The 16,253-nt window shown below is 62.7% G+C and carries 13 protein-coding genes; 5 read left to right on the forward strand and 8 right to left on the reverse strand.

What is annotated here, in order from left to right; genetic code table 11:
- Positions 1–96: 96 nt before the first annotated feature.
- From ACFMO3_RS03475 to ACFMO3_RS03490, 4 genes are all read right to left on the reverse strand, one after another.
- Positions 97–1,590 (reverse strand): ATP-binding protein, encoded by a 1,494-nt coding sequence (locus ACFMO3_RS03475; RefSeq protein ID WP_376789046.1) that lies wholly within the window; start codon positions 1,588–1,590, stop codon positions 97–99.
- Entirely contained in the window at positions 1,538–2,173 is a 636-nt protein-coding gene (locus ACFMO3_RS03480; protein WP_376789047.1) for a DnaD domain-containing protein, read from the reverse strand. Before ACFMO3_RS03480 ends, ACFMO3_RS03475 begins: the two co-directional genes overlap by 53 nt.
- 53 nt (positions 2,174–2,226) lie before the next feature.
- A complete protein-coding gene (gene dnaB / locus ACFMO3_RS03485; RefSeq protein WP_376789048.1) occupies positions 2,227–3,582 on the reverse strand; it encodes a replicative DNA helicase in 1,356 nt (451 codons plus the stop codon).
- A gap of 547 nt (positions 3,583–4,129) precedes the next feature.
- On the reverse strand, positions 4,130–4,648 hold the full coding sequence (locus tag ACFMO3_RS03490; RefSeq protein WP_322802098.1) for a bifunctional nuclease family protein: 519 nt from the start codon (positions 4,646–4,648) through the stop codon (positions 4,130–4,132).
- Between the two features lie 192 nt (positions 4,649–4,840).
- On the opposite strand from ACFMO3_RS03490, the gene hutH reads away from it, so the two are divergent.
- The 4 genes from hutH to clpX all read left to right on the forward strand — a co-directional run bounded on the left by hutH (position 4,841) and on the right by clpX (position 9,997).
- Positions 4,841–6,400, forward strand: a complete 1,560-nt coding sequence (gene hutH, locus ACFMO3_RS03495; protein WP_376789049.1) for a histidine ammonia-lyase — start codon at positions 4,841–4,843, stop codon at positions 6,398–6,400.
- Between the two features lie 204 nt (positions 6,401–6,604).
- Positions 6,605–7,942, forward strand: a complete 1,338-nt coding sequence (gene tig / locus ACFMO3_RS03500; protein WP_376789050.1) for a trigger factor — start codon at positions 6,605–6,607, stop codon at positions 7,940–7,942.
- Between the two features lie 108 nt (positions 7,943–8,050).
- Positions 8,051–8,716: a ClpP family protease gene (locus ACFMO3_RS03505; RefSeq protein WP_376789051.1), complete on the forward strand. Its 666-nt coding sequence runs from the start codon at positions 8,051–8,053 to the stop codon at positions 8,714–8,716.
- Between the two features lie 3 nt (positions 8,717–8,719).
- Positions 8,720–9,997, forward strand: a complete 1,278-nt coding sequence (clpX, locus tag ACFMO3_RS03510) for an ATP-dependent Clp protease ATP-binding subunit ClpX (protein WP_376789052.1) — start codon at positions 8,720–8,722, stop codon at positions 9,995–9,997.
- 66 nt (positions 9,998–10,063) lie between these two features.
- On the opposite strand, the gene ACFMO3_RS03515 is transcribed toward clpX, so the two are convergent.
- From ACFMO3_RS03515 to sufC, 4 genes are all read right to left on the reverse strand, one after another.
- Positions 10,064–11,317 (reverse strand): cysteine desulfurase, encoded by a 1,254-nt coding sequence (locus tag ACFMO3_RS03515; RefSeq protein ID WP_376789053.1) that lies wholly within the window; start codon positions 11,315–11,317, stop codon positions 10,064–10,066.
- Positions 11,318–11,483: 166 nt separating this feature from the next.
- On the reverse strand, positions 11,484–12,821 hold the full coding sequence (sufD, locus tag ACFMO3_RS03520) for a Fe-S cluster assembly protein SufD (protein WP_376789054.1): 1,338 nt from the start codon (positions 12,819–12,821) through the stop codon (positions 11,484–11,486).
- 165 nt (positions 12,822–12,986) lie between these two features.
- Entirely contained in the window at positions 12,987–14,393 is a 1,407-nt protein-coding gene (gene sufB / locus ACFMO3_RS03525) for a Fe-S cluster assembly protein SufB (protein WP_376789055.1), read from the reverse strand.
- 14 nt (positions 14,394–14,407) lie between these two features.
- Positions 14,408–15,187, reverse strand: coding sequence for a Fe-S cluster assembly ATPase SufC (gene sufC / locus ACFMO3_RS03530; RefSeq protein ID WP_376789056.1), 780 nt, complete (start codon positions 15,185–15,187; stop codon positions 14,408–14,410).
- Positions 15,188–15,506: 319 nt separating this feature from the next.
- Between sufC and ACFMO3_RS03535 the strand changes: the two genes are divergently transcribed.
- A complete protein-coding gene (locus ACFMO3_RS03535) occupies positions 15,507–16,163 on the forward strand; it encodes a helix-turn-helix transcriptional regulator (protein ID WP_376789057.1) in 657 nt (218 codons plus the stop codon).
- Positions 16,164–16,253 lie beyond the last annotated feature (90 nt).

Consider the following 16,253-nt stretch of genomic DNA (forward strand, 5'->3'; position numbering starts at 1 on the left):
CATGGCTCCCCGTATGGGTGGGGTTCTAGGGGATAGGGGGCAGCCAGGTCCACCGCTACTTCCCCCCTCCTCACTGAGGTGGCTTCAAGAAGATACTCATGACTCCCGTCCCGCACGGCGGGGCGCGCGACCCCGGAGAGGGGTGCGGTAGGGGGGGAGATCCAGGGTGATCACAGTCACCCGCGTCTCATCGCTCAGTCGCGCGGCGATCCGCGCGTCCAGATGTTCCAGCGGAGTCGCTGTGGTGATCACCGTGGGCGCGCCTGCCAGATAGCGATAGTTCAGGAGCTGATACAGTTTCTCCCGCGCCCATGGGGTGGCGCTCTCGGTTCCCAGATCATCCAGCACCAGGAACGGCGCCAGTTTCACCTCGTCAAAGCGCTGGTCGTAGGGCTGATCGCTTTTCGGGTGGAAAGCGGCCCGCAGCCAGTCCAGAAGATCCGGCACCCCCACGAAAAGGGCATGGATCCCCCGAGCGGCGATGACGTGGGCGATGGCAGCGGCCAGATGGGTCTTGCCGGAGCCATAGGGGCCGGCCAGGACCAGCCAGCCATGGGGGTCCTCGGCGTACGCCCGGGCGATCCGGACGGCTTCCCGCAAATTATCCCGCTCGCGGGGAGAGAGTTCCGGTCGATCGCGGAAGGTTTCGAAGGTCATTCCCCGGAGCAGTGGAAGAAGATTCAGATCCGGCCCCGTGGAGGGCGTGCCCCGCCGGAAATCCGGGGCCAGGATCGCGATGACCTCCACTAAGCGGGGATCCTGAAGCCGAGAGCGCAGGCGGGGCTCGAAGGCTTCCATAGAAAGGTTGGTTGTGATCACGGTCGGGAGACGAGCGTTGTAGCGCCAGTCCAGAAGTTGGAACAGCTTCTCCTGAGCCCAGGGCGTGCTTTGCTGAGCGCCCAGGTCATCCAGGATCAGCACAGGGGCTTCCCGCAGCTCCCAGAACCGCTTCTCATAGGAGCTTTCGGATTCTGGATGGAAAGTCGCTCGCAGCTCGTCCAGGAGATCCGGCACATGGATGAAGAGGGCGGGCACCCCTCGTTCCAGGAGGCGATGGGCGATGGCCGCGGCCAGGTGGGTTTTGCCGCATCCAGTTCCCCCGCGCAGCACCAGCCAACCCTCGGGGTGTTCTGCAAAGGCTCGCGCCCGTTCCCAGGCCCGTCGGACGCTTCGAGCCTGGTCCGGAGGCAGCCCCAGCCCATCGGGGAGGAAGGTCTCAAAGCGCTTGTCCTGGAGCACCCGCAGGGGACCAGCGGAGCGGATCCGCTGGCGGAGCTCCGCCGCCTGCCGCTCCGCCTGACACGCGCAGGGCACCGCTCGACCGAACAACGGATGGCCGGGGGGCACATCGTAAGAGACATATCCCAGCCCCCCGCAGTAGGGACAGGCCTCCGGGCCTGTCTCAGCGGGGGGGATAGCCCCCGCTTCCGCGCGGGTCGCTCCAGGAGCTGACGATACGAGGGTGGAGGTCCTCGAAACAGGAGGGGAGGGTTCGTGGCGTGTCCCCTCCTCCCCCTGGGACTTCTGTGGCTTTCCCTCAACGCCGGAGCCTTTTCCATGACTCGACAACACGTCGCCGATGTGTTTCATCCATCCCTCCAGTATCTCGACCTTCCGCGGCCCATCGCTCCAGGATCCGGCGGACATAGGACCAGCGGCGGACATTGTGGGAGACCGCGATCCGGATAGCTTCCTCGATCCATTCTGCCGGGTAGGTCTTCGCGGCTTCTTCCAGCTCCTGTGCGATCAACGGGGTCAGCAGCCCGATATTCTGCTCATAAAGCGCGAAGAGATTGAGGCGATCAGCCACCAGCACTGCTGACTCCCCCAGATCCAGGCTGGAAGGACGATCCCCCCGGCGGATGGCTTCGTAAGCCATGCGCCCCCTGGGGGTGTTGAGGAAATACAGATCATCGGTCCGCCCGTCCTCCTCCAGGCGGACGTGCAGGAGCGTCCCTCGAGCCACTGCCTGGTTCAGGCTCTCCCGGATCTCAGCGGCGGAGAGCGCGCTTGTGAGGGCGGGATCCGTTTCCAGTTCCGATCGCCGGACGTAGCGCAGGGGCCCGCTCCGGCGAGCCAGGTGGTAGAAGCAGACCAGCGTGACCCGCAGTTCCCCTGGGTGCTCGATCTGGGGGAGCAATTCCGTGAAGAAGACTTCTGGGATCGGCACCATGCGGGCCCTGCCCGAGGGAAAGCCGGAGAACGGTTTCTGTTCCCTCCGAGTCTTCACAGCCGGATCTCCTGCTTATGCAGATCGATGAACTGGGCCTGGGAGGGCCGGAAATACAGCTCAATGGTCCCCAGCGGGCCGTTCCGGTGTTTAGCCACAATGATCTCCGCGATGTTCTTGCGGTCCGTATCCGGATTATAAATCTCATCCCGGTAGATGAAGATCACCACATCCGAATCCTGCTCAATGCTGCCGCTTTCGCGGAGATCCGCCAGTATCGGGCGCTTATCGTGGCGCTGTTCGACAGCGCGGGAGAGCTGGGAGGCCGCCACCACCGGGATGTTGAGCTCCCGGGCCAGGCTCTTCAGCGCGCGGGAAATGTAGGAGATCTCCTGCACCCGGTTCTCTGCCCGGATATCGGCGGTCATCAGCTGCAGGTAGTCCACAATTAGCATATCCAGTCCGTGCTCAGCGTAAAGCCGGCGCGCTTTCGCCCGCAGCTGCATGGCGGAGATGGCCGGCGTATCATCGATCCAGATGGGCAGCTCCGATAGCGTGCTCACGGCGTGGACAAAGCGCGGCCACTCGTCCTCCCGTAGCTCTCCCAGGCGCAGGCGCTGCCCCTCGATCCCGGTCTCCTGAGCCACCAGGCGATGGACGACCTGTTCAGCGGACATCTCCAAGGAGAAGATGGCGACCCGTTGCCGGTAACGTTTGGCGGCGTTCAGGGCGAAGGAGAGCAGAAGGGAGGTTTTGCCCACTCCCGGCCGGGCGGCCACGATCACCAGATCCGAACGCTGCAGGCCCCCCAGCAATCGATCCAGATCCCGGAACCCGGTGGGAATCCCCAGGGGCTCCCCACGATGTTCATAGAGATACTCGATGTGCTCGTAATAGGTTCGCAGGAGATCCCGAATGGATTGGACATCGCGGATCAGGCGACGCTGGGCCACGGCGAAGAGGGCGGCTTCCGCCCGGTCCAACAACTCATCCACGTCGCCGTGGGCGTCCTCATAGGCCATCCGGGCGATCTGGGCTGCGGCCTCCAGCAGACGTCGGCGGATCGAATCCCGTTCCACCAGGCGAGCGTAGTCCATCGCGTGCACCGTGGTGGGAACCCGCGCGGCCAGGCCGATCAGGAAGCCTCGCCCACCGGCTTCCTGGAGGCGTCCCTGGCGCTCCAGCTCATCGGCCACCGTGACCGGGTCGATCGCCTCTCGGCGATCATGCAAGGCCAAATAAGCCTCCCAGATCCAGCGGTGTTTTTCCAGGAAGAAGTCCTCCGGCCGCAACATCGTCGCCAGCGTATGCATGAGCTCTGGATCCAGGAGCACAGCGCCCAGGACCGCCTCTTCCGCCTCCAGGTTATGAGGCGCCAGGGGAACCTGTTCCCCTTGCTCGAGATCAGGCATCCGCGATGCCTCCTTCCAGGATTTCGTGGAAGATCATTCCTGTTGCCTGGCGAGGGTGATGACAGCCAGCTGGTTCCCGGCACCCCGCTGCTGCGTGCTAATGATGCGCCGGGCACCGGAGACCCCATCGGCAGGAGCAGATGGCCGTGGGGGTCACAGGCTGCCTGAAGGCCTGCGGTGGCGTCACTCTGAAATATACCATTATCATCTCGGCAGTCGCCACCGCCCCCGCCTCCCTGCCAATGGCCTTAAAGGGGAGATGACCGCTTCGCCCGGCAGGAGTCTGGATGGATTTGCTCATGGGGTCGGGCTGAGCCTGGACGGCGCGGGGAGGGTAGGGGTGGGGAAGCGAGGAGGGGGAACCCCGTTTTCCCAGTGGGAAGGGTCTGGCTGGTTGCGGATTCGAAATGGGCCCTCCCCGCCACGGGGAGAACACGGGCTTTTTCCCTGGGGTCAACCGATTCCCGAAGCCCTCAGGCGGAGGCCCGCCGCGTCCGGATATGGGGATGAAGGTTCTTCAGACCCTATCCGGGCGGCATGGCGAATTTTATTCCTCCCCGGCTTCCCCCAGATCATCCAAGTCGAGGGATTCAATCAAGTCGCGGAAGGGGGATTCCTCAAGCTTGGCCTCGGGGCTTTCGAGGCTTTCGCTCTCGATTTCCTCTTCGCGCGGGTTGACTCCCGCCCGTTCCATTACATCTTCATCAACGTAGATGGGGACCCTGGCCCGGACTGCGAGGGCGATGGCGTCGCTGGGTCGGGAGTCGATCTCCAGACGCCGGGAATCCATCTGGATCACAATACGGGCGTAAAAGGTGTCGTTGCGGAGGTCGTTGACCACCACGTAGAGGACGGTCCCCCCCATTTCGGTGATCACGTTCTTCAGCAAATCGTGGGTCAGGGGGCGGGCGACTTCGATCTGTTGCAGTTCGATATTGATGGCCTCTGCCTCATAAGGACCGATCCAGATCGGAAGGTAGCGGTCGCTCTCCCGTTCCCGCAGGATGATCACCCGGTGCTGGGACATCAGGCTGGCGCGGATGCTGTCGATCACCACTTCAATCATCGGAGCCTCCCCCGGTTCCATCCACCGACGCCGTCCGGTTTCTTACCCTTGATTATACCACCGAGGTCAAGCGTCGCGTATCGCCAGCGGCAGCTTTGGTCGAGGCGGGGGGATCTTCCCCCAGACTTTGCCGTCAAGGCGGACGTATCACACACTTAGAGACAGAGGATCTATCTGAGGAGGCGGAGCACGATGTCCGTTTTGGAATTGGATGGTGAGCATTTGACGTTGGAGGATGTGGTTGCGGTCGCCCGGGAGCGGTGCCCGGTGGCGCTGGCCCCAAGCGCCGTGGCGCGGGTCCGACGCAGCCGGGAGGCCGTGGAGCGGCTCCTCGAACGGGGCGCCGTGATTTATGGCGTGACCACGGGGTTCGGACATCTGCGAAACGTTCGAATCTCCCCCGAGCAAGCATCTCAGCTTCAGAACAACCTGCTCCAGAGCCATGCGGTGGGGGTAGGCCCTGAGCTCTCCGAAGAGCAGGTTCGAGCGATGATGGTAGCCCGCTTGAACACCCTGGCTCGAGGCTACTCTGGAGTTCGCCCCGAAGTCCTTCAGCTGCTGGTGGAAATGTTAAATCGAGGGGTCCACCCGGTGGTCCCCGCCCAAGGTTCTCTCGGGGCGAGTGGCGATCTGGCCCCGTTGGCCCATATGGCGTTGCCCATGATTGGGCTAGGAGAGGCGATGGTGAACGGCCATCGCATGCCAGGGGCGGATGCGCTATCCGCTGTGGGATTGCAGCCGTTGCGCCTGGAGGCCAAGGAGGGATTAGCGCTGATCAACGGGACAGCCTTCATGGCCGGGCTGGGCGCGCTGATCACCTATGATGCGGAGGTCCTTGTGCAGACTGCGGATATCGTAGGGGCGATGACCCTTGAGGCGCTGGAAGGATCCGCCATACCCTTCGACGAGCGCCTCCATCGCGTGCGCCCGCATCCCCGGCAGATGGATTGTGCGGCTTTCCTGCGGCAGCTGGTGGAAGGGAGCGAATTGCTGAGCGATCCTCGAAACCCCTCTCGGGTACAGGACGCCTATTCCTTGCGCTGTATGCCGCAGGTGCATGGCGCCGTGCGGGATGTGGTGGCGTATGCCCGTTGGGCCCTGGAAATCGAGTTGAACAGCGCTACGGACAACCCGCTGATCTTCTGGGAGGAAGGAGAGGAGGAGCCGACCGTGCTTTCCGGCGGCAACTTCCATGGGGAGCTGATCGCCCTGGCGATGGACTACCTGGCCATCGGGCTGGCGGAGCTGGCCAACATCTCCGAGCGGCGGCTGAACCGGTTGCTGGATCCGGCGGAAAACGAGGGCCGCTATCCGCCTTTTCTGACCCTGGAGCCGGGCCTGCATTCCGGGTTCATGCTGGTGCAGTATACGGCAGCGGCCCTGGCTTCGGAGAACAAGGTGCTGGCCCATCCGGCCAGCGTGGACACGATTCCTTCCTCGGCGGGCACGGAGGACCATGTGAGCATGGGAGCCACGGCGGTGCGCCACGCGGAGCTGGTGCTGCGCAATGCGCAACGGGTGGTGGCGGCCGAATGGTTCGCCGCAGGCCAGGCCATCGATCTGCGCCGGCAACAGGCCGGGCGTTCCCTGCGCATGGGCAAGGGGACGGAGGCCGCCTACCGGGTTCTCCGTCAGCATATCCCTTTCCTGGCCGGGGATACGGTGATGGCGCCGTGGATGGAGCAGGCTTACCGGCTGGTGGCCGGGGGCGCTGTTCTTCATGTCGTGCGGGAGGCCCTCAATAGGGCTTAAAATAGGCGGCCTTTATTTAAACGGTCGCCTTTTGTTGCGATGCCTCCATGAGCCCGTTATAATTCCACGTGACCGGTTCTGGCCTGGAAAACCCTTCGGAAGCCTCCGGTTCCGGCGATGGGCAGAGAAGATCCATCGCTTGAAGGAGTTGCTTCGGGCAGGGATCGGGGAGGCCGGCGATTCTGGTTCTGGGGGGAATGATCGGTGCGAATCACAACGGAGACCCTTCCGCAGCGCCAGGTGGCGTTAACCATTGAGGTCGACCCGGAGCGCCTGGAGAAGGCGATGCGCCAGGTGGCCCGGCGCTTCGCCGAACGGTATGACATCCCCGGTTTCCGCCGTGGCAAAGCTCCATATGAAATCGTGGTCCGGACCTTCGGTCGTGAGGTGATCTTTGAGGAGGCAGTGGAGGTCCTGGGCCGGGAAGTCTACCGGGAGGCTCTGGATCAGCTGGGTCTGGATCCCTATGGGCCGGGCCAGCTGGAACGGGTCGATCCGGAGCCCCTGACGTTCCGCGTGATCGTCCCTTTGAAGCCGGAGGTTCGGCTGGGGGATTATCGATCCATGCGCCTGCCCTACGAACCTCCGGAGCCAACCGATGAAGAGGTCGTGGAGGTCCTCGAGCGGTTGCGCCGGGATCACGCGATTATCGAGCCGCTCTCCGAGGGAGTGGCGGAGCCGGGGATGATGGTCACGGTGGCCTTGCAGGCGCGGGATACAGAGGGAAAGATCGTTCTGGAGGATGAGGTCTCATTTCTGCTGGGTCAGGAGGATCCTCCTCTGCCCGGGCTGGCGGAGCGGATCGTGGGCATGGCCTTAAATGAGAGGCGGCAGTTTGAGCTGCCCTGGCCAGGGGATGAGTCCCATGTTCTCCAGGTGGAGGTTGTCCTCACCGGGATCGCACAGTATGTTCTGCCGGATCTTGATGATGCCCTGGCCCAGACCATTGGCGAGTTCGAAACCCTGGAGGAATTGAAGGCGAAGATCCGTCAGGATCTCGCGGCCCACAAGCGCCGCCAATACGATGCGGAGTATGCCGAGCGCGCCCTGGAGGCGCTGGTGGGTCAGGCGGAGGTGGAGTTCCCTCCGCAGATGCTGGAGGAGGAGATTAACGATCTGCTCGAGGATCTGGAACGATCCCTCCGACGGAGGGGGAAGGATCTGGAGAGCTATCTGAAAGAGCGGAATCAGACGATGGAGGCGCTGCGGGAGGAGCTCCGCCCTCAGGCCGAGCATCGGATTCGCCGAGGGCTGGTCCTCTACCAGCTGGCCCGGGAGGAGGGGCTTTCTGTCCCCGAAGAAGCGGTGGAACAGGAGGCCCAGGTATTGCGCCAGCGCTTCCAAGCTTCGGAGGAGGCCTGGAAGCCCCTGGAGGCGCAGGTCTCTGCGACGATTCGATCCCGGCTTCTGGCCCGCCGAGCGCTGGAGCGTCTGGTGGAGATCGTCCGGGGGGACGTGGAGGTCACGGCGGAAGCCAGGCCCACAGGCGAAGCGGAAGCCCCTGTGGTGGAAGGGGCCTCCCCTTCGGGAGCCCCCCAATAGGCCATGGGATTGGGGCGGGTCAGGTCGCTTGGTGGGTCTGAGCCCGGGGGGATGGTTGAGCAGCTCTTTGGGTTCCATGCAGCGCGGGAAACTGAAAGGAGGCTGGTGATGGCCCGAGAGGGATGGCCGGAGATGCTAATTCCGATGGTGATCGAGAACACGGGGCGCGGCGAGCGCGTTTATGATATTTATTCGCTGCTCCTGAAGGAGCGGATTATCTTCCTGGGAACGCCGATCACGGATCAGGTGGCCAACCTGGTGGTTGCTCAGCTGCTCTATCTAGATCGGGAAGACCCCGAGGAGGAGATCCGGCTTTACATCAATTCGCCCGGTGGGTTGATCTATCCGGGCTTGGCGATCTATGATACGATGCAGCAAGTGCGTGCGCCGATCTCCACGATCGCTGTGGGTTGGACTGCCAGCATGGCTACTGTGCTCCTGGCGGCGGGGACGAAGGGCCGGCGCTTTGCCCTGCCGCATGCGACGATCCATATGCATCCGGCCGGCGGCGGTGCCCATGGCTATGCTCCAGATGTGGAGATCCAGTATAAAGAATTGATGCGCATGCAGAACCTGATCTTTGAGCTGCTGGCCCGTCATACTGGCCAGTCGGTGGAGCGCATTGCCGATGATTTCGACCGGGATTACTACATGTCGGCGGAAGAGGCCGTCAAATACGGGATCATCGATGAGGTGCTCAAGCCCCCGCCACACAAGGAGCTCCCACCGCTGCCGACCCAGGCGGTCACCACTCCGGATGGCCGCAAGGAGTGAGGGATGCAACGCGCGCGCAGGGAAGCGCCCCGTTGCTCCTTCTGCCGACGGGATCCGGAGGAAACGGGCCGGCTCCTCGCAGGCCCGGAGGGGGTTTACATCTGTGAGGGCTGCGTGGAGACGAGTTATCGCCTCCTCCGGGAAGAGGGCAAGGAGACCGGCCCCTCCCCGGGTTCCTCCCATCGCCTTCCTTCCCCGCGCGAGATCTACGCCTATCTGGATCAGTATGTGGTGGGCCAGGACCGGGCCAAGCGGGTCCTTTCTGTGGCGGTTTACAACCACTACAAGCGGATCGCCAGTGGAGGACGATGGGAGGATGTGGAGATCGAGAAAAGCAACATCCTGCTCATTGGCCCCACCGGATGCGGCAAGACCTTGCTGGCCCGCACCTTGGCCCGTTTTCTGGATGTCCCCTTCGCCATTGCCGACGCCACTTCGTTGACGGAAGCTGGTTATGTAGGGGAGGATGTGGAGAACATCCTCCTCAGGCTGATCCAGGCAGCGGATTACGATGTGAAGCGAGCGGAGAAGGGCATTGTCTATATCGATGAGATCGACAAGATCGCCCGCAAATCCGGCGATAATCCCTCCATCACCCGCGACGTCTCCGGCGAGGGCGTGCAGCAGGCCCTGTTGAAGATCATCGAGGGCACAGTTGCCAACGTCCCCCCTCAGGGCGGCCGCAAGCACCCGCATCAGGAGTTCATCCAGATCGATACCACTAATATCCTCTTCATCTGCGGCGGCGCCTTCGAGGGGCTCTCGAAGATCATCGCCGAGCGCCTGGGGTTGCGGGGACATATTGGGTTCCCGGGCGAGGCCAGAGTTCGGGGTCGGGTCTCGCTATCGGAGGCTGAGCTGTTACAGCAGGTGGCTCCCGAGGATCTCATCAAGTTCGGGTTGATCCCCGAGTTGGTCGGGCGGCTGCCGGTGGTGATCCCGGTGGACCCGCTGGATCGGGAATCGTTAAAAGCGGTGCTGACGAGGCCGCGCAATGCGCTGGTGAAACAGTTCCAGAGGCTGTTCGCTCTGGATCATGTGGAGCTGATCTTCACGCCGGATGCGATCGAGGCGGCCGCGGAGGAAGCGATGCGTCTTGGGACGGGCGCGCGGGCTTTGCGCTCGATCCTGGAGCGAACCCTGTTGGATGTGATGTATGAGATTCCTTCCCACCCTCAGATCCGCCGCTGTATCGTCACCGCTGAGGCCATCCGGGGGCAGCAGATGCCGCTGTTGCTGAACGAAGCCGGTCAGCTGGTGGAGTTGCGCCGGGCGGCGTAGGGGGAATCCGGAGGCCGGACAAAGCCGCCCGTGAGCGCCCCTGCCCGACCGCGCAACCCCGCGCCTTCAGGCCGTCCGATAAAAGGTCCTCCGCACAACCTCCAACCCCTCGATGAGGCGATCCACTTCCTCAAGCGTGTTGTAAAGATAGAAGCTGGCCCGGGCGGTCGCGGTGAGCCCCAGGCGCTCGTGCAGGGGCATGGCGCAGTGATGGCCGGCCCGGATACAGATCCCTTCTCGATCCAGGATCGTCGCGATGTCGTGGGGGTGCACCCGATCCATCGCAAAGGACACCACGCCCCCGCGCTCGGCCGGGGGAGGGCCAACGATCCGGACGCCTGGGATTTCGCTCAGCCGTTCCATCGCATAGGCTGCCAGCATCTGCTCGTGGCGGTGAATGGCCTCCAGGCCGATGCGGCTCAGGTAATCCACCGCCGCGCCCAGGCCGATGGCCTCGGCGATCGCTGGGGTTCCAGCCTCGAACTTATAGGGGAGGTCATTCCACTCCGCGCCTGCAAAGGTGACCCGGCGGATCATATCACCGCCGCCCAGGAAGGGCGGCATGGCCTCCAGGAGCTCCCGTCGTCCCCACAGCACGCCGATGCCCGTCGGCCCACACATCTTGTGACCGGAGAAAGCCAGGAAATCGCATCCCAGTTCCTGCACGTTCACCGGGATGTGGGGCACTCCCTGGGCCCCATCGACCAGCACGATCGCCCCCGCGGCATGGGCCTTCTCTATAATCGGTCGCAGCGGATTGATGGTCCCCAGAACATTGGACATCATCGTCACCGCCACCAGGCGGGTCCGTTCAGTGATCAGCGCATCCAAGAGATCCAGCCGCAGACGGCCCTCCTCATCGATCGGGATGTAGCGGATGCGAAGCCCCTTTTCCTGAGCGATCAGGAACCAGGGGACCAGGTTGCTGTGATGCTCCATTTCGGTGAGGAGGATCTCATCGCCCTCCCGGAGAGAAGGACGGGCCCAGGCGTAGGCGACCAGGTTGATGGCTTCCGTGGTGTTCCGGGTGAAGATGATCTCCTTGGGAGAGGCGGCGCCGATGAAGGCAGCGATCTTACGGCGGGCTTCCTCATAAAGGGCCGTCGCCCGTTCACTCAGCATGTAAACTCCCCGGTGAACGTTCGCATGGGTGGTCCGATAGTATTCGTTCATCGCCTCGATCACCGGGAGCGGCTTCTGGGAGCTGGCCGCGCTGTCCAGGAAGACCAGAGGTTTCCCATGGATCGTCTGCTGGAGGATGGGGAAATCCGACCGGATGCGTTCGACATCCAGTTCTGTTCGCAACGCCACGCTCTTCATATGGCCCTCCGCGAAGGTTCGCACCAACCCTCATTTTAACGCGACTCGTTCTCGAATCCTCTTCTTCCGGCCAGGGTAGATCGGGCAGGGGGCTTGGCCACCCACCCCATTCATTCCAGATCCTCACCTGCGGATGCGGAAGGCCCTCCTGGCGATTCTGGGATCTTCAGAACTCTTCCTCAGGTGGGACGCCCAGCTTGCGGTGAATAATGGCATCTGCCTGGCGTCGGATATCGGGCACCGGAATGCGATCCAGAACCGGAGCGAAAAATCCTTCCACAATCAGGCGGGTAGCGACGGCACGAGAGAGCCCGCGGGACATCAGATAGAAAAGTTCCTCTTCATTGATCTGCCCCACGGTCGCGCCATGGGTGCACCGCAGGTCGTTGGCCATAATTTCCAGGCCCGGGATGGAATCCGCGCGGGCGTGTGGGGAAAGGATGAGATTGCGGTTCGCCTGATAGGCGTCGGTTTTCTGAGCCCCCGGGTGCGCCCGGATCATCCCCTGCCATACAGAGCGGGCGCGATCTTTAAGGGCGACCTTGTAAAGCAGATCGCTCTTGGTATAAGGGGCGATGTGATCCTGCTCCGTGTCGTAATCCGCATGTTGCTGGCCGTCCAGGAAGAAGATGCCCGACATATAAGCTGTAGCGCCGCGGCCGATCAGGGCGACCTCCAGGAACGTCTTGGTGATCCCTCCACCCATCCCGATCACTACCCAATCCAGGGTGCTATCGCGGTCCACGAAGGCTCGTTCGTGGGTGAAATTCCACATATAGCGTCCCCAGTTCTGGAGGGCGATGTAGGTCAGCCGTGCGTTCTCCTTCAGGTGGATCTCCACAGTTCCGTTATGGAAGGCGTCCCCCACCGCATCGTCGGCCAGGCGCTCATCGATAAAGGTCACCTGCGCGCCGGGCTCCACCACGAGCAGGATGCGGGAGAGATCCGTGGGCGCGCCGTGCAACCCGATCACGGCGCGCAAAGGCAGTGGGATCTCCAGATCCCGGGGCACATAGAGGAAGATCCCGTTACGCCAGAACGCGGCGTTCATCGCCGCGAAAAATCCATCCCCCGGCCGCACAACCTGGCCCAGATAGGGGGCGACCCGATCGGGATGCTCCCGGATCGCGGTCAGCAGATCCGTGAAGATCAATCCCCGGCGCTCCAGCTGTTCGTCTGCCCAGCGAAGCAGAGGACGACCGTTGAACAGCAATAACCCTCCGGCCAGATCGTCCCGCCGCTCTGGGATCTGCCGCATTTCCTCCGGCGGGGTTGCCCCATCGCTCACGATCACCGTCGCCAGCTCTTCGATGGCTAGAGCCCGGATATCGGTGCGCCGCCATGCCTCATCACTGGGCCCCGGTTTGGGGGTCTCGCGCAGGATCTGCCAGGCCTCCCGGCGGGCCTGACGGAGCCATTCAGGTTCCTCGCGGGTCTCCAGAAACGCTTTGAACGCTTCGGGGCCAATGCCCCGGGCCTCTCGAAGAAGATGAATTTCCGCCATGGGATACTGGAACCTCCTCGAGGCTTGCGCCCTAAGGTGGATAGGCGCGCAGGATGTGGAGGGCAAGCGAAGCCGGCGTTTGCTGGGCGCGGGGCGCCCCGGCCCATCTTTCCGTAGGCCGGAGCGCCACCGATCGCCCGACCTCCTCCTGCAACCTCGGCAGGATTAACCTACCGAGCCGGACATCTGCAGGCGGATGAGCCGGTTCATTTCCACTGCGTATTCCATCGGCAGCTCCTTCACCAAAGGCTCGACGAAGCCAGTGACGATCATCGCCGCTGCCTCCTCCTGAGGGATACCCCGGCTCATCAGGTAGAACAGCTGCTCGTCGCTGATCTTGCTCACCGTGGCCTCGTGGCCGATGGTGACGTTGTCCTCCTCGATCTCCATATACGGATACGTGTCCGAGCGCGAGATCTCGTCCAGGATCAGGGCATCACAGTTGACGCTAACCACGGAGCCTTCTGCGCCAGGGTAGACCCGCACTAGGCCTCGATAGGAGGTGCGCCCTCCATCCTTGCTGATGGATTTGGAGATGATGCGAGAGCGGGTGTGGGGCGCCGCGTGGATTGCCTTCCCACCTGCGTCCTGATGCTGGCCGCGGCCCGCAAAAGCGATGGAGAGAATCTCCCCACGGGCCCCCGGCTCCATCAGGTAAACGCTTGGATACTTCATCGTCACCTTAGAGCCCAGATTACAATCCACCCATTCCATCACCGCGTCGCGGTAAACCACCGCCCGCTTGGTCACCAAGTTGTAGACATTGGTGGACCAGTTCTGAATCGTGGTGTAGCGGACGCGAGCGCCTGGCTTGACGATGATCTCCACCACCGCACTGTGCAGGGAGTCCGTGGTGTAGATAGGCGCAGTGCAGCCCTCCACATAATGCACGAATGCCCCTTCCTCCGCGATGATCAGCGTCCGCTCGAACTGCCCCACGTTCTGGGCGTTGATGCGGAAGTAGGCCTGGAGGGGCAAATCCACGTGGACCCCGGGCGGCACATAAATGAAAGAGCCGCCGGACCAGACCGCGGAGTTCAAGGCGGCGAACTTGTTGTCATCGGGTGGGACCACTGTACCGAAATACTCCCGCACCAGGTCCGGATACTCCCGCACGGCCGTATCGGTGTCCACGAAGATCACGCCCAGCTTGCGCAGATGCTCCTGGAGGTTGTGATACACGACCTCGGACTCATACTGCGCTCCCACCCCCGCCAGGAACTTGCGCTCCGCCTCGGGGATCCCGAGGAGCTCGAAGGTGCGCCGGATCTCCTCGGGCACTTCGTCCCAGGAGCGGCTCTTTTTGTCCGTGGGCTTGATGTAGTAGTAGATGTCATCGAAATTGATCCCCGAGAGATCCGCGCCCCATGAGGGCATGGGCTTGGCGAGGAAGATCTCCAGGGCCTGCAGGCGGAACTCCCGCATCCAGTCCGGCTCCCCCTTAAGCCAGGAGATCTCCTCCACGATCTCCCGGGAGAGGCCCTTGCGGGCCTTGTAGACGTAGCGCTCGGGCATCGAGAACCCGTATTTATACGTGCCCAGCTCGCTCAGATCGAAGGTCTCCGTCGCCATGATCCCTCCCTTCCTTATGCCGTGGATTGCTCGGCGAATTGTTCCCGCAGCCACTCGTAGCCTTTCTCCTCCAGCTCCAGGGCCAGCTCCGGCCCGCCGGAGGCCACGATTTGGCCGTTATACATCACGTGGACGAAATGGGGCTTAACATAGTTCAGGATCCGCTGGTAGTGGGTGATCAACAGGATCCCCATGTGAGGGCCGAAGATCCGGTTGATCCCCTCGGCCACCGTGCGCACCCCGTCAATGTCCAACCCCGAGTCCGTCTCATCCAGGATGGCCATCTCCGGCTGGAGCACGGCCATCTGGAGGATCTCCAGGCGCTTCTTCTCGCCGCCGGAGAAGCCGTCGTTGACATAGCGAGCCGCGAAGGAATCCTCCAGCCCGAGTAGGGCCAGCTTCTCCCGGAGGAGCTTCCGGAACTCTGGGATCGGGATCCCTTTGTCTTCAGGGTTCAGGCGCTTGCGGCGCTCATTGAGGGCGGTGCGCAGGAAGTTCGCCACTGTGACCCCGGGCACTGCCACCGGATACTGGAAGGCTAGAAACAGGCCCAGATGCGCCCGCTCATCCGGGGGAAGCTCCAGAATGTTCTGTCCCTTCCAGAGCACCTCTCCCTGCTCCACGGCATAAGCGGGATGCCCCATCAGAACATACGCGAGAGTGGTCTTGCCGGAACCGTTCGGGCCCATCAAGGCATGGATCTCCCCCTTGCGAACCGTCAGGTTCACCCCCCGTAGGACAGGTTTGCCCTCTACCCGAACGTGCAGGTCCCGAATGATCAGCGCATCTTCCATCGTCGCCTGACCTCCCGATCGATAGGTGTGGGATTTCCCACGCTCTTGCCACGCCTTCGTCAGCACAAAAGAGGAGAGGAGAAACCGAAGCCGGCGATCCATCTCCCGGGGTAGGGAGGGCTCCCTCTCCCGCTTCTGGACTCCGGCCTTATCTTACCACGCCAACCTGTGTTTGTCAATACTTTTCATAGAAATCAGAAAAATTGACAATCGGAGCACGGTTCGGTAAGATAAAGGGGGAAGCTGCCGGGGGGCGGATAGAGGGCCTGGGGCTGGAGACTCATGGTCAGGCGATGGGGTTAGGAAAAAGGAGCGGTCGATGAGCCAGACCCGTCAGCAAATCCTGCAGCGTTTAAAGGAACGGGGGCGGATGACTGTCGCTCAGCTCGCGGAAGAGCTGGGCCTGACGCCAGTTACTGTTCATTATCACTTAAATATCCTGCAGCGTCAAGGGCTGGTGGATGCCCAGCTGGAGCGTCGGGGTGTAGGGCGGCCCCGGTTGATCTTCTTCCTGCGGGAGGAGGCCCTTTCCCAGTTTCCCCATGGCTATCATCGACTGGCTGCCCGTCTCCTGAACGAATTGAAAGCCCGTTTGCCAGAGGAAGAAATCCACCGCCTGTTCATCGCGATGGCCCGGGAGATCGCAGTGGAACACGGAGAACGGGTGCGGGCCTGTAAGACTCTGGAGGAGAAGCTGGAGGCGCTGGTCGAGCTGCTGGGGGAGGAGGGCTTCCTGGCCCGCTGGGAGCAGCTGGGCAATGAGCTGCGCTTGCATCAATATAACTGCCCATATAACTATGTGGTCCATCACCATCCGGAAGTGTGCGATCTGGACCGCACCCTGATCGCCATGACGCTGGGAGCTGATGTGGAGCGCTCCAGTTGCATTTTAAGCGGGGATGTGTGCTGCACCTTTATCATCAAGCCGCAGTCCGGCCCGCTCTCTGTGGAGCTTCCCTCAGGGACCCACGGATAAGCGGGAGGGAAGGCGGGTGGCCTTGCATGCGCGTTCGCGCCTTCCATAACGGCTTGGAGGGGCCATCCGCCCCGCTCCTTCAGACTCCCA

This window comes from Thermoflexus sp., from assembly GCF_042408815.1.
Lineage (GTDB): Bacteria > Chloroflexota > Anaerolineae > Thermoflexales > Thermoflexaceae > Thermoflexus.